At 72.9% G+C, this 14763-nt stretch carries 7 protein-coding genes; all 7 read right to left on the bottom strand.

Translation table 11 applies throughout. The features are described from left to right. Positions 1-9 precede the first annotated feature (9 nt). The 7 genes from JQN83_RS10490 to JQN83_RS10460 all read right to left on the bottom strand — a co-directional run bounded on the left by JQN83_RS10490 (position 10) and on the right by JQN83_RS10460 (position 14535). Positions 10-1200 (bottom strand): Rieske 2Fe-2S domain-containing protein, encoded by a 1191-nt coding sequence (locus tag JQN83_RS10490; RefSeq protein WP_208566916.1) that lies wholly within the window; start codon positions 1198-1200, stop codon positions 10-12. A gap of 10 nt (positions 1201-1210) precedes the next feature. Continuing rightward, entirely contained in the window at positions 1211-2662 is a 1452-nt protein-coding gene (locus tag JQN83_RS10485) for a cytochrome P450 (protein WP_208566915.1), read from the bottom strand. A 3-nt stretch (positions 2663-2665) separates the two neighbouring features. Beyond that, a complete protein-coding gene (locus tag JQN83_RS10480) occupies positions 2666-3685 on the bottom strand; it encodes a 3-oxoacyl-[acyl-carrier-protein] synthase III C-terminal domain-containing protein (RefSeq protein ID WP_208566914.1) in 1020 nt (339 codons plus the stop codon). Positions 3686-3702: 17 nt separating this feature from the next. Then, complete coding sequence (locus JQN83_RS10475) at positions 3703-9636, bottom strand: SDR family oxidoreductase (RefSeq protein ID WP_208566913.1); 5934 nt, start codon at positions 9634-9636, stop codon at positions 3703-3705. Further along, a complete protein-coding gene (locus JQN83_RS10470) occupies positions 9633-11204 on the bottom strand; it encodes an acyltransferase domain-containing protein (protein WP_208566912.1) in 1572 nt (523 codons plus the stop codon). Before JQN83_RS10470 ends, JQN83_RS10475 begins: the two co-directional genes overlap by 4 nt. 148 nt (positions 11205-11352) lie before the next feature. Beyond that, positions 11353-11589, bottom strand: coding sequence for a DUF5988 family protein (locus JQN83_RS10465; RefSeq protein WP_208566911.1), 237 nt, complete (start codon positions 11587-11589; stop codon positions 11353-11355). Between the two features lie 81 nt (positions 11590-11670). Further along, positions 11671-14535, bottom strand: a complete 2865-nt coding sequence (locus tag JQN83_RS10460; RefSeq protein WP_208566910.1) for an ATP-binding protein — start codon at positions 14533-14535, stop codon at positions 11671-11673. Between the last annotated feature and the right edge of the window lie 228 nt (positions 14536-14763).

Genomic DNA, 14763 nt, shown 5'->3' with positions numbered 1-14763 from the left:
CGGCCACGGTCACACCTCGGAGCGGCCGGCCTTCCGTTCGTCGACGGACGATCCGTTGGCGACCGGCCAACCGTTGACAACTGACGATCCGTTGACAGCCGGCGAACCGTTGGTGATGGACGTCCCGGTGGCGGCGGCGTCGGTGGGATCGCCGGACGGGGTGGGGTCGGTGTAGAACTGCCGAGCCCACTGCCGGTACCGCCCGATCGGGCCGTCTCCCCGGGCGAGCTTCGGCTGTTCGACGTGCTCCTGGTGGTGCCACATCAGCAGGTCCGCGCCGGTGTCGACCGAGGCCACCCGTTGGGCGATCGCGCCGAGCAGCCGGGCGACGGGCATCGCCGTCGCGCGGGCGGCCCGCTCGGGCAGGAACGGCAGACCGGCCAGCTCCAACTTGGTACCGAACCGCAGTTGGATCCGACCGGCGGTGGTCGGGGTCGCGTGCAGCATGACGTAGAGGTCGCCCGCGCCGTTGGGCAACCGGGTGCGGGCCGCGATGGTGGCCAGTCCGATCACGGTGAGGGTGTAGGACTGGCGGCTCTGGCGCATGACGGTGCCCCGGGCGGTCGCGGTGACCGTGCTGATCGGCTCCCCCATCACCGGTGCCCCCTCGATGACCAGGTCCCGCAGCCCGTGCAGGGCCGGGAGGTGCCCCCAGTCGAAGGCGTTCTCGATGACGTCCTGCGGGTGACCGGCGATGTCGAAGGTGTTGTGGCTGAAGGGTTGCCGCTCGTCCATGCCGAAGATCGGCACCTGCCACTGCGGTGCGAGGCCGAGCGCGTGCCGCCACACGTAGATCGATCCGTTGGCCTCGCAGACCGGGAACTGGGTCAGGGTCGCCTTGGGCGGCGGCAGGTCGTACCCGGTCCGTACGCAGGCCCCGGAGGGATCGAAGGCGAACCGGTGGAAAGGACAGACGATCTCCTCACCTTCGAGCGTCCCACCGACGCCCAGGTGCGCCCCGAGGTGTGGGCAGCGTGGGCGGACCGCACGCAACAACCCGCGGGGAGTCCGGTAGACGACCACCTCGCCACCCATGAACGGGCGGGTGGTGATGGCCCCGGGGCGGACCTCGTCGGAGAAGGCCACGCAGAACCACCCGTTCGGGTCGGGACGCGTGGGCGGGTGGAGCCGGTCGGCCGGTGCAGCGGTGTGCCGGCGGATCTCACGGTTACGGAGCAGCTGTTTGACCAGCGACCTCATGGTTGTTCTCCTAGTGGGCGACCGGGCAGGCGTCAGGGCCCGGTCCGGGGGTCGACGGCACGGGCAGGGGCTGCGACGTGGCGACCGGCGGCGCGTCGGTCCCGGAGGTCTCCGTCCGACGCCGCAGCCGCAGGCGCAGCCCGCGGGAGCTGAGGCTGGTTTCCACCTTGGGTCGGAAGGGTTCCTCGCCGACAGGGGACAACTCCCAGCGGGCCGCCACCGCGGTCAGGGCCAGGATCGCCTCGGCGAGCGCGAACTGGTCCCCGATGCACTTGCGTGCGCCGGCGCCGAACGGGACGTAGCCCGTCCGGTCGGGTGAGGTGCCGCGCCAGCGGTCCGGGTCGAAGCGGTCCGGGTCGGCGTACAGGTCGGGCCGCCGGTGGATCAGGTACGGGCTGAGCACGAGGGTGTCGCCGCGCCGTAGCCGTACCCCGTCGAGTTCGGCCTCCTGGGCGACGGTGCGGGTCATCATCCAGGCCGGCGGGTAGAGCCGGAGGGTTTCGGTGACCACCCGGGTCGCCAGGTCGAGTCGGGGCAGGTGTTCGGGGCCGGGGAGCGCGCCTGCCAGGACGGTGTCGGTTTCGGCCTGCAGTGCATGTTGGATTTCCGGATGGGTGGCCATGAGGTGCAGTGCCCAGGCCAGGGTGATGGCGGTGGTTTCCATGCCGCCGAGGAAGAAGGTGAGGGCCTGGTCGGCCAGTTCGGCGTCGCTGAGCCGCTGCTCGTGGTCACGGCTTTCCACGTCGACGGCCGCGACCAGTGCGGAGAGCAGGTCGGCGTGGTCGGTGGGGTCGGCCCGGCGGGCGGCGACGATCTCGGTGATGGTGGCGAAGAGCCGGGCCCGGGCCTGGTCGTAGCGTCGCTTGGCGGGGGTGGGTAGCCGGCGCAGCAGGGCCGGGGTCATCATCCGGCGGAAGAAGGCGCTCACCACGGTGTTGGTGTCGGCCAGGGCCCGGCGGAGGGTGTCCGCGGGGAGGGACCCGCTGAACATCGTCTCCATGGTGGCCTGGGTGGTCAGCGTCATCATCTCCCGGGTGACGTCGAGCACCTGACCGTCGTGCCAGGAGCCGGCGGTGGCGTGGGAGGCCCGACCGAACACCGCCGCGTACCCGTGTAGGCGCTGTGGGTGGAACGACGGTTGGCACAATCGTCGTTGTCGCCGGTGCAGCGGGTACGGGCAGGTGGACAGCCCGTCGCCGATGACCTCCCGGATCCGGTCGTAGATCGGGCCGCCCTTGTCGAAGGTCCGGTCGTTGACGAAGATGTGCCGGGTCAGGGTCGGGTCGCAGATCAGCACCGCGGAGGTCGGGCCCAACCGGACCCGCACCATCCTGGGGTAGCCGGCCAGGGAGCGGATGAAGGCCAGCGGATCCCGCAACAGGGGCAATGCGTGTCCGAGGAGCGGCAGTGCGCCTGGTGCCAGGGGAATCGACGCGGTGGTCGTCGTGGTCGTCTCGGTCATGGGTTACCTCGTTCTCCGGTCTGGCGTCGTCGCACCGGGCGGTGGGCGGGTGATCTCGAGCAGGGCGGTGGTCCAGCGGAAGCCGAGGCCGAAGCTCACGACGAGGACGTGGTCCCCGACTTGCAGTGCGCCGGTGCGGAACATCCGGTCCAGGGCGAGCAGCACGTCGCAGGGGCCGGCGTGGCCGAGGTGGCGGCCGAAGGTCCAGCTGCTGTCGGTGGCGCGGCGGTGCAGCGGGGGCCCGGAGAGCACCAGGTCGAGCACGGCCGAGCCGATCGCGATGGCCACCACGTGCGAGATGTCCGCCGCTGCCAGGCCGGTCTCGCCGAGGACGGTGTCGACACAGTGCCGGGTGCGGCGTTGTAGTGCCCCGATGTGCGGCAGGAGTCCGGTCTGTTCGGCGAGGAACCGTCGGCCGTCGCCGGCGGCGGTGCCCTGCTCACCGGCGCGGGTCAGCACCTCCAGCTCCGGTTCGGTGGCTTGGGCGGTGGCCAGCAGCCGGGCGAAGCCGGTGCCCCGGGTGAGCACCGCGGCGGCGCCGGCGTCGCCGGCGACGTAGCCGATGTCGCGGACGTGGCCCCACCGCTGGTGGGGGAAGCGGGCTCCGGCGGTGACCAGGGCCGCCGGGGCGGTGGGTTGGGCGGTGAGGTGTTCGGCTGCGGTGACCAGGGCGGCTGCGCCGCCGTCACTGGCCGCGCCGACCTCGATGCCGGTGGTACGGGTGGCGCCGAGGACCCGCAGCAGGTACGGCGCGGGCGTGTAGTGGTCCTCGTCCTGGAAGGTGGCGTGGGCCAACAGGCTCACGTCGGCGCTGGGGACTTCGGCGTGGCGCAGTGCCAGCAGGGCGGCCCGGGCCGCCATCTGGGTGGCGGTCTCCCCGGTCGAGACCGCCGCCGAGGTGAACCCGTTGGCCGCCGCCATGGACGACGGACCGGCCTGGGTGCCGCCCCACGGGTCGTGCTCAGGTCGGATCGGGGGTATCCAGGAACCGGTTCCGGCGATCGTAATGTCGTGCCACAACACCGCTGTCTCCTCGGCTGTCAGGGAAGGGCCGGCTGGGGGATGTCGGCGTGCGGCCGGATCACCCTCCCGCTGTGGTCGGTGGCGTGCGCGCTGACCCCGGTGATCCGGGCCAGGACGTGGCCGTCCGTGGTCGACGCGGTCAACGCGCCGTCGGCGAACCGGCAGTGCAGCCGGATCGTCGGGTGCGCGGCGCTGAGCTGGCAGTCGTTGCCCGGTCCGCCGAGGTCCACCGCCTCGATGCCGGCCATCGGGCCGACCAGGGGTGGCCGGTCGCCGGGTGGCGGCAGGAGCAGCAGGTGCACCATCGCGTCCAGCAGGATCGCCGGTACGGTCATCCCGGCCAGGGCCGGGTTCCACGCCTCGTGGTCCAGGCGGAACGTGGCGCTCGTGCCGTCCGGTCCCCGGGCGTACCCGCCGGTTCCGGCGAACGGGCCGCTGAGGGTGATCGGCAGGTCGGCGGAGTAGACCGGCATGGTGAAGTCCGGTTCGGGGCGGTGCGCCACCTGGTCGGTCGGCGCGGGCAGTGCGGGGTGCCGGTCGGCCAGCACGACTGTCGTCTCGCAGAGCAGGTCGTTGAAGCGCAGGACCTTGCCGTTGCGGCCGACCCGGTTGGTGGTGATCCGGACTGCCACCACGGCCCGGTCCGGGGACCGGTCGGTGAGTTGGGCCTCCACGGTGATGGTGCGGGGTGGTCCGGCGGACCTGACCGTCACCGACGTCCGGCAGACCAGGTCACGGAATCCGGTGACGACGAGGTCGGGGCAGAGGTGTCCGGCTGCGCCGGCGGCGGCCTCGAGGGCGAAGGTGCCGGGGAGGACGTGCTCCCCGTTGACCCGGTGGTGGCGCATCCACCGGCCGTCCTGCTCCGCGAGGGTGTGTGGTTCCCAGGTCTTGGTGAACACCGCCCAGCGGCGGCCGCGCAGCAGCACGCCGTCGAGCAGCGGCGTGGCCAGGGACGGATCCGGTGGGGTGGGTGGTGGTGCGTCGGGTACGGGCAGTGGCAGCCGGCCGCTGGTGGTGTCGGTGCTGATTCCCCGCTGCCCCAGCAGTACGCGTTCCTCCTCCCGGATGTAGAAGACCGCCGCCCAGCTGCCGGGCCGGGTCACCGCGTCGAGGAACTGGGCGGCGCCCTGCCTGCTGCTGATGTAGGCGTCCATCCGGTTGCGGCGCAGGGTTTCCTGCATGGCGGCGCTGCTGGCGACGCCGACCTCCCGCCAGCCGCTCCAGAGGATGGCGAGTTCGCGGTGTCCCTCGGGTGCGTGCCGGTCGGCCCAGGTGCTCGCGTACGCCAGGTATTCGTTGACGGCGCAGTAGTCGACGTCTCCGGGGGCGGGGGCGAGGGTGGCCAGGGTGCTGAAGTTGCACCAGGTCCGGGGCGGCCGGCCGGCCAGGGCGCGTTTGAGGTTGCGGTAGCCGGTGGCTTTGGTGGCCCGTACCGCCCGGAAGTCGACCAGGGTCTTCGCGTGCAGTGCCCGGGAGCGCAGGTCGAGGACGGTGTTGATGAGCAGGTCGATGCGCCCGTGCCGGTCCATGACCTCGTCGAGGACCGCCCTGGTGCGGTCCGCGTCCAGAACGTCGCACACCCGGTGGTGGACCCGGTCCGGCCCGCACAGTTCGGCGAGCCGGTGCACGGTCCGGCGTACCTCCAGGCGGGCCTGGGCACGTTCGTAGGCGGTCTTGAGTTCCCGCACCGACGCGTCGGGATGTTCCCGGCGTCCGGCGGCGATGAACTCGGCCTGGGGTGGCAGTTCGTCGTCGGTCTCGGGTAGCGGGGTACGGCCGACGAGGTACAGGTGGGGGCGGTCGGTGGTGCGGGCCACGGCGTCGAGGAGTTCGGGGGTGATGCCGCGGGCGCCACCGAAGGCGACCACGATCGCGCCCGGTGGCAGGGTGGGCTCTGCCGTGCGGTGCGGTCGGGTTTCGTCGTCGGCGACGGCCAGCTCGGACCAGGTCTGTCCGTGGCAGGCCAGGGTGTGCGTGGGCACCCGGGCGGTCGCCGCCCGGGCCAGCTGTGCCAGCGCGGTCGGGGCTTGCGACGCGTCGGTGATCAGGGTGTTCCCGCTGCACTGCGGGACCTCGGCCCGTACCGAGCGGACGAGTCCGCTGAACAGGCCGGCGAGCGGGTGGGTCGTTCCCTGCGGTAGCGCGGCGAGCAGCAGCGCGGCGAGCGACCCGCCGGCCCGCAGCGCGGGCAGCGCGGCCTGGATGGTGGTGAACGCCAGGTCCTGGAGGTCCTCCAACCGGGCGGCCTCGGTGTCGTCGGCACCGTCACCGGGAGTTTCCAACCGGGCCAGGATCCGGATGTGGCGTGGAACGAACGGCAGACCGGCCAGCGTGTCGGCGGCGGCCTCGGGCGGCACGTGGGTGGCGGCGTCGACTCCTGGCTGCGGTGACCAGACGGCGATGTCCGGTCCGGTGACCGCGGCGGCGAGGTCCGCGGCGTCGGTGAGCACGATGCTCCCGGCCGGGATCGCCGGCCCGTCCGGATCCGGTGGGGTCAGCGGACGCAGCTGGAGGGTCTGCCGGCGGCCGATCGGCTGTTCGGCCGGTTCCGGGACGTCCCCGCCCGGGTCGGGGCCGGAGCCGGTCGGCCTGGTGAACCGGATCGACGGTGATCCGGGGGCGGCCGGTGACACGACGGTGTCGGTGCCGGTGACGACGGCCCGGAGCACCGCCAGCAGGGCGTCCAGGGCCAGGTAGGTGCGGTCGGTGCCGGCCGGTGCCGGCAGGGTGTGTGCCGGGTCGTCGGCGGTGCCCTCGGGTGCGGTACCGAGGGTGCCCAGGATGGGCAGGTCGTACTCCCGGGCGGTGGAGCGGCGGGCGACGGCGACGACGGCGGCGCCCTCGGCGACCGACCGACCCGCCGGTACGAGGGTGTCCAGGTGCCGGTCCCATCCGCTGATCGGTCGCAGGCTCACCGCGCCGACGAGGGCCAGGTCGCAGGACCGGTGGCGGAGTTGGCGCAGGGCCAGATCGAGGGCGCTGTGGGTGGAGTCGCGGTGGGCGTAGACGCTGGTGCCGAAGCCCCGCAAGTCGTAGTAGTTGGCGGCCCGGCCGGACAGGATGCAGGAGACGGCACCGGTGAAGTCGTCCTCGTTGAGCTCGTCGGGTATGACGTCGCCCGCGTCGGCGAGCGCCTTGGCGAGGTATTCCCGCAGTGTCTGGGCCTGCCCGGGGTCGGGTAGCAGGTCGAACGTCGAGGCGCACTCCTGCGCGTGCACCCGTAGGGCGGCGCGGGCGTTGTGCGTGGTCGGCAGGCTCGCCCCCACCAGGATCGCGGTGGTGGGTCGCAGCGCGGTTCCCGGCTCGCCGAGGTCGGCCAGGAGCGGCCCGAGGGCCTGGAGCATCATCAGGTGGGCGGGGTCCATGTGCCGCATCGTCCGGGGCGGGATCCGCACGTCGAGGGGGGACGGCAGCGGGTACGGGCTGCCGAAGCTGAGCTGCGGGGCCGGGCCGTCGCCGACGAGCCAGCCGGGCACCCGGTCGCGGTCCAGGCCGGGCAGGTGGGTGCTCCAGCCCACCACGACCAGGTCCTCGGTGTCCGTGGTGCGGTCGGGCACCGACGGTCGGGGCGCGGGTCGGGTCGACGGCACCCGGTCGGCGAGCACCACGTGGGCGTCGGCTCCCCCGAGGCCGAACGAGGACACCCCGACCATCCGGGGGCGGGCCTCGTCGACCGGCCAGGGCGCATCGGTGACCGGCACCGTCAGTCGGGTGCCGTCGCCCAGCAGCGGGTGGGGATCGGTGACCACGGTGTGGCCGGGAATCGTGCGGTGGGCGAGGGCGACCAGTGCGTGCGCCACCGACACCAGCCCGGCCAGGACACCGGTGTGGCCGAAGACCTGCTTGTTCGACGTCAGCAGGCACGGCCGGTCCCGCTCGCCCAGTCGTGACAGCAGGGAACGTAGTTCCACCTCGTCACCGACGGGGGTGCCGGTGCCGTGGGCCACCACCCAGTCCACGTCGGAGGCGTCGACGCCGGCGTCGGCCCAGGCCCGGCCGATCGCCAGTTCCTGTCCCCGGGTGGCCGGTGCGTGGATGCCCTTGCCGCGGCCGTCGGCGGCCAGTCCGGTGCCGAGGACGACGCCGTGGATGTGGTCCCCGTCGGCCACCGCGCGGGCGTACGGCTTCAGCGCGAGCATGACGGCGCCCTCACCGATCAGTGTCCCGTCGGCCGCCTGGTCGAACGGGCGGATCCGGCCGCTGACGGTGATTCCCTGGGCCCGGCAGAACAGCGTGAAGCCGATCGGTTCGATCACCGACGTGCCGCCGACCAGTGCCACGTCGCAGCTTCCCTCGCGGAGGGCCTTGACGGCGGCGTCGAGACAGAACAGGCCGGTGGCACAGGCCGCGTCGAGGGTCAGGTGTTGGGCGTCGCCCGGGATCAGCCCGCGTAGCGCGTTACGGGAGACCGAGGCGGGCAGGTAGGCCAGCGGGTCGCCGCCGTCGCCGCCGTAGTGGGCGCTGATGGCGTGGTCGGCGAGTTCGGCCAGCCAGTCGTCGCCGCCGCTGCTCTGGATGGCGTCGCGGATCAGGCGTTGGTACTCGTCGCCGAGGACGACGCCCTGGGTGCCGAGCCCGGTCTGGTCGTGGATGCCGGTGGTCGCCGCCAGCCACCGGTCGCCGGGCCGGCGGTGTACTCCGGCCAGGGCCTGGACGGTGCAGTGCCGCAGCCACCGGGTGGTGCGTGGCCAGCCGGGGTGTCCCAGGAACCCGTCGGGTTCGGTGATCGAGGCGGGGTCGGGAACGAACCCCTGCACGTAGCCGGCTTCCCGGATGTAGAAGCTGTCGGTCTCCGCCGCGCTGGCCGACCAGAAGTGCCGCAGGTCGAACGCGGACGGCTCGCTGGCCAGCAGGACGCCCTCCCGGAGCCGGTCGTAGAGTTCGGCGGGGTTGTTGGTGCCGGGCAGGACCACCCCCAGGCCGACCACCGCGATGGCATCCGGGTCGTGCGCGGCGGGGCCGGTCTCCGGTCGGCGCGGCAGCGGGTCGCGCACCGGGCGTGGTGTCGCGGCGGCGGGGGCCGGTTCGGGTACGGCGACGACCTCGGGTACGGCGACGACCTCGGTGGTCGAGGGGTGCGCCCCGGGTGCCCTGGCTGCTGCGGTGGGGCGGACCGGTGGGGTCCGGGTGGGCACACCGACCTGCGCGGCGAGTTTGCTGTGCAGTCGCAGACTCTGCATTCCGCCGATGCTGATGCCACCGTCGGCGACGAGGGTCTGCCCGGTGATGAATCCGGCGTCCGGGTGCAGGAGGTGGACGAGCAGCCGGGCCGCTTCGGGGGTGGAGATGGTGCGGCGCATCAGGTCGCTGGTGCGCGGCGAGTCTCCGAGCGCGGCGGCCGGGTCGTCGAGGTTGACGACGATTTCGCTGGCCACGGAGCCCAGCAGCACGGTGTTGACCCGGATGTCCTGGTCGGCCAGCTCCAGCGCCAGGTACCGGACCAGGGACTCCAGGGCGGCCTTGGTGACGCCGCCGGGGCCGTACCCGGGGACCGGCTGGTGGGCGCCGACGCTGGACAGACAGAGGATGCCTGCTCCCGGGCGGCCCACCATCAGCTCGGCCGCCCGGCGGGAGCAGTGGTACGCCCCCATGACGTTGGTGGACCAGGCCCGCTGCCAGTACGTGTCGTCGACGTCGAACAGGGGCAGGAACGCGCCGCCGGCCGCGTTGTTGACGAGGAAGTCGAGGCCGCCGTGCCGCTGCCGGACCAGGTCGAACATCCGGTCGATCTCGGTGCGTTTGGCCACCGAGGCCCGGATGAACTCCGCGCTGAGGCCGGCCTCCGCCAGCTCGGTACGCAGCAGTTCGGCCTGCTCGACGGAGTGGAAGTAGTTGACGACGACGTGTGCGCCGCAGGTGGCCAGTCGACGGACGATGTCCGCGCCGAGGCTCTTGGCCGCGCCGGTCACCAACGCGATCCGACCGTGCAGGCTTGGCATGTCGGTCATCGGGCGGTCGCCTCCCCCCGGGCCTGGACGACGGCTTGCGCGATCCGCCCCAGGGTGCCGACGGTCAGCAGGGAGGTGTTGGCCCGCAGGTCCGGCAGGCCGTACCGGTCGGCGACCCGGCCGAGGAGGGCGACCTGCTTGAGCGACTCCACGCCCAGGTCGGATTCGAGGCCGTCGTCGTCGCCGAGCAGCTCCGGCGGATAGCCCAGGTAGTCGCCGTACAGGGCCCGGATCTCGGTCAGCACCACCGCGAACTGCCCGTCGGCGTCCGATGCGGACGACAAGTGGTCCACGGTGGCCGGGGAGGCCGGTGTCACCGGTGCCTGCGGGGTCGGCGGCGCCAGGACGGACAGGACAGGCGGCGTCGGGGCGATTGGGGCAGCCGGGACGGTTGGGGCAGCCGGGACGGTTGGGGCAGCCGGGACGGTTGGGGCAGCCGAGACGGTTGGGGCAGCCGAGACGGTTGGGGCAGCCGAGACCGCCGGGGCGGGTGTGGTCGCCACGGGGGGCGGCAGCACGGAGGTGGGAGCCGGTCGAGCCGCGACAGGTGGCGCAGCCGCGACGGGTGGCGGGGTCGCCGGGACAGGTGGCGACGCCGGCGTCCGTACCTGCGGTGGCACCGTTTCGGTGCGGCCGGCGACCAGCGCCCGGACCGCCGCGACCGGGTCGTGTTCGCTCAGCGGTACGACCGACTGGATGCCCGGGACCGACGCCTCGACGAACCGGGTGACGACCGGCCACTCCCCGCACTCGATGAACGTGTCCGCCCCGGCGGCGTGCAGGGCACGCACCGTGTGCAGCATCCGGACCTGGGCGGTGAGCGCGCCGGCCACCAGCTCGACCGGGTCCTCGTCACCGATGTCCCGGCCCAGCCACGGTGAGGACACCCGCCACCGTCCGCCGCCGTAGGACACCCGGGGGGCGGTGGCCAGCAGGTCCCGGGCCGCCTGCGCGACCGCCGGGGTGTGGGTGGGGTGCGGAACGTCGAGGCGGACACTCGGCCAGCCGAGCGCCTCGGCCACCCGCTCCGCCTCGTCGATCTGCCGTCTCGGACCACTGAGGACACTCTGCCGGGGTGTGTTCTCGCAGGCCAGCACCAGGTGCGGGTGGCCGATCAGACCGGCGAGTGACTCCGCGCGGCGGCCGTCCACCCCGACGGCGAGCATCGTGCCCGGCCACGCCTGCCGGGTCAGTGCCCGGGACCGGGCCACCGCCAGGCGCGCCGCGTCGCCCACCGACACGTGCCCGGCGGCGGCCAGGGCCCAGAGTTCCCCGATGCTCTGTCCCACGATCGCCACCGGTTCGACGCCCTCGGCGACGAGCAGGTGGTACGTCGAGAGGCTGACCGCGAAGATCTCCAGGTACTGCACCTCGGGGCTGTAGGGGCGCTCACCTGCCACATCCTCGATCAGACGGGTGCTGATGTCGGGCAACCCCAACTCCCGGGCCGCCTTGTCGATGCGGGTCAGTGCCTCACGTACCGTCTCGTAGCGGCTGTGCAGGTCACGCAGGATGCCCGTACGGGGAGCAGCCACTGTGCCGGGCATGACGAAGACAGAATCCACCATGTGCGTCACCCTCGTTTCCGTCCCGGTGAACGGGCTCTGGCGCGCCGTACCGGCGCAGGGACAATCGACGACGTGCGGCCTACGGGTCCGGAGGGACCCTGCGGTCACCCCGGCCCGCACCGCCCGGCCGGGGCAGGTTCCCGGCCGGCTATTCCGCGATCCGCGACCGGTACGCCCAGCGGAAGACGAGCGGCTCACCGTCGCCGTCGTCGGAGCGTTCGAAATGCTCGTAGCCACCGTGGTGCGGGACCTTCACCTTCGGTGCGTCCGGCGAGATCCGTTGACTGCGAAGCTCGGGCGGAAGGCTCGCCGGGCCGCCTTCGAGTGCGATCAGAACGGTGGTGCGGGGGGTCGTGGTGTCGTCCGGCTGGGGGGACACGGTCATGCGGATAGCCTCCCCGGGGAGGACGAACGAGACATGCGTCAGCTGACCCACAAAACCGACCCAGGGTCGCCGAGTCATCCGTCATCGGGAACCCGCGTTGCGGAGCACCTCCCGGGCGATCTGGTTACGGCTGCGCAGCCCGAGCTTGTGCAGGGCGCGGGAGATGTGCGTCTGGACCGTCCGGCGGGTCAGGAGCATCGCGGCAGCGATCTCGGGCGTCGAACGGCCCTCGGCGACGAGGACGGCGACGCGCCGTTCTGTGGCGGTGAGCGCCGCCCAGCCCGACACCGGCCGGACTGCGCGGGGGCCGCTGACCCCTCGGCGTACGCCCCTGCCCCGCAGCCGCGCCTCGGTGCGACGGACGTCCCAGGTCGCGCCCATCCGGGTATACAGGCCGACCGCCTCGGTGGCGGCCGCCCGGCACTCGACGGTCGCGCCGTGGCCGGCCAGCACTACCGCGAGGTCCTCAAGGGTCGCCGCCAACTCGGTCCGGGGGCCGGCCGACCGGTAGTGCTGCACGGCTGTGCGCAGCGGCTCGGGGTCCTCGGTGGCGAGGCCCACGCAGCGCTGACGCATGGTCGCGGCCCGTCCCGGCGTCTTCTCGGCCTCGGTCCAGACCCGCGTCCGTTCGAGGACGGCCGTCACGGTCGAGGAGTCCGTGCCGGCCGACGCCATCCGGATCAGGTCCGCGAACCACGGATGGTGGGGCCCCGTCCCGGAGTCGGGGCGGTGCTGCAGCATCGTGGCGAGCAGGGCGGCGCCCCGTTCCGGTTCGCCCTGCTGTTCGGCGTGCACGGCCCGGGCCGCGAGGAGGAAACCCTCGCTGTCCTCGTCGGTGCTGCGGTCGGCCGGCGCGTCCGGGTCGGAGCGCAGGTGCGCCTCGGCGAGCGCGCGGTCGTCGCGCCGGACGGCGATCAGCGCGGTGACGCCCCGCCGCAGTAGCGCAGGCCCACCCCGGTGCAGACCCGGATAGAATGGCCCGCAGGGGTCGTCAGCCACCGGGGCCAGTGCCGTCAACGCCTCGTCCCAGCGGCCGACCCAGTAGTGCAGCATCGCCTCGGTGACGCCGATGGACCCGGCGGCGACGTCGTGTGCCCGGCTGCGGATCTCCCGGGACAGCCGCAGCACCCGCTCGGCCTCCCTCCACCGGGCCATGTTCTGCAGGCTCACCACGCGGCAGTGCAGGGCGAACATCTCCAGTTCCGGGTGGTCGGGGTGACCGACGAGGGCGGTGAGCGCCTGTTCGGCGTACCGCAGTGCGGCCGGGTGGTCACGCCGGTCGGAGCGGGTGAGGGACAGCACGACGTTGGCGCCCGCGATCGCGCAGTCGTCGCCCGATCGGCGGCCGGCGTCGAGGGCCTCACCGGCCAGTGCCTCGGCATCGTTCGGCCCGCCGGTGCCGGCCCGGCTGATCAGGGCCAGGGTGCCCAGAAGGCGTCCGCGCCACGGTTCGGGTATCGCCTGTCGGGTGAGCACCTGCCGCAGGATCAGTTCGGCCTCGTCGGTCTTCCCGCTGTTGTTGAGCGCACGGATCAGCAGCCAGTGCAGCTCGCCGTGCGCGTCCAGCCCGGTCGACGACGCGAGGGCCTCGCGGGCCCGGTCGGCGGCCTCCTCCCACCGGCCCAGCAGCTGTAGTGAGCGGGCCAGCGCGACGCTCAGCGAAGCCTGGTGCGGGTCCTGTGCCGGAAGCTGTCCGAGCTGTGCGCGCAGCAGCCGGACCGTGAGTCCCGGGTCGGCATCCGCCAACACGTGGACGGACCTGTAGAGCCAGTCGGGCACCCACCGGTTCTCGACGCCGCCCGCCGCTTCCAGTTGGTGTGCCACAGTGAGCGGTTCGGCGGCGGCGGCGGCCAACTCCCGGGCCAGGTCGAGGTGCAGCGCCCGGCGCAACGGCAGCGCGACGGCGTCGTACAGGGCTTGGCGGATCAGCGGATGGCAGAAGGTCATGCGTTCACCGGTGCCGGCGAGGATCCGGGCCGCGACGGCCCGCTGCAGCACGTCGGCGAGGACCCGCACCGGTCGCCCCAGCACGACACTCAGGTCGGTGACGGTGAACTCGGTGCCGAGTAGTGCGGCGGTCCGCAACACGTCCCCGGCGTCCGGCACCAGGCCGAGCCGGCTGGTCAACGCGGCGGTGAGGGCCGGAGATATCCGGTCGTCGTCGTCACGCAGGTCCGCGTGTCCCGCCACGACCTGGACCAGGTCCTCCCGCACCAGGACGTCGGCCAACTCACGCAGGTAGAGCGGGTTACCCACCGCCGCACCCGACCACCGGCTGAGGGTCGGGCCGGGCGGCGCACCGAGCAGCCCGGCCAGCAACTGCGAGACCTCCGCTTCGTCCAGCGGCACGAGGCTCAGCAGGTGTTCGTGGCCCCGGCCGGCGTTGGCCGGGGTACGGGTCGGCCGGGACGGGTCCTGACTGTGCGCGGCGACCAGGAGTAGGGGCAGATGCTCGGTGCTCGCGGCCAGGCGCCGCCAGACCACTGTCGATGCCTCGTCCATCCAGTGCGCGTCGTCGACGATCAGGACGGTGGGGCCCGCCGTACACAGGTCGTCGACGAGGGAGACCAGCATCTCGGCCACGGCAGCCAGGGCCGGCCCGTTGGCGGGGAAGACCGGCGGTTGGCCGACCAGGGTCTGGGTGATCTCCGCCCGGGACGGGTCGTCCGGCCGCTGCCGGACTCCGAGGCAGGCGAGCAGGACGCTCAGTGGTGACTGCTGGGAAAGTTGGTCGGCGACGGCGTGGAACACCTGGTAGCCGCGGTCACCCGCGGCCCGGGCGATGATGGTGAGCAGCGCGGTCTTGCCGATGCCCGGCTCACCGACCAACCGGAGCACCGAGCCGGTCCCCCGCGCCAGCCGGGTCAACGCTGTCTGCGCGAGGCTCAGCTCACGCGCTCGCCCGACCCATACCTCGGACCCGGACTCCGGGCCTATTCTCAGCATTCCCATCGAAGGTGAATTGCCGCCGGGAATCTCCCCGGCGACGGATATCCTCTTCCCGGCCGAAGTCGACTACCAGCACACCGTGTCGACCGGGAATCAACTCTATGGCGGGGCCGCCGCACCGGGCCCACAATACGCCGGCAGGCAGCCTTGATCGGCCTCCACCAGATCAACAAAGTGTCTGAGATCGTCCACTCCGACGCCCTACGATGAGCCATCCTGATAGGA

Origin of the sequence: Micromonospora antibiotica (assembly GCF_017599305.1) — a bacterium.
Classification (GTDB): domain Bacteria; phylum Actinomycetota; class Actinomycetes; order Mycobacteriales; family Micromonosporaceae; genus Micromonospora; species Micromonospora antibiotica.
This window is presented reverse-complemented; position numbering and strand designations above follow the sequence as displayed.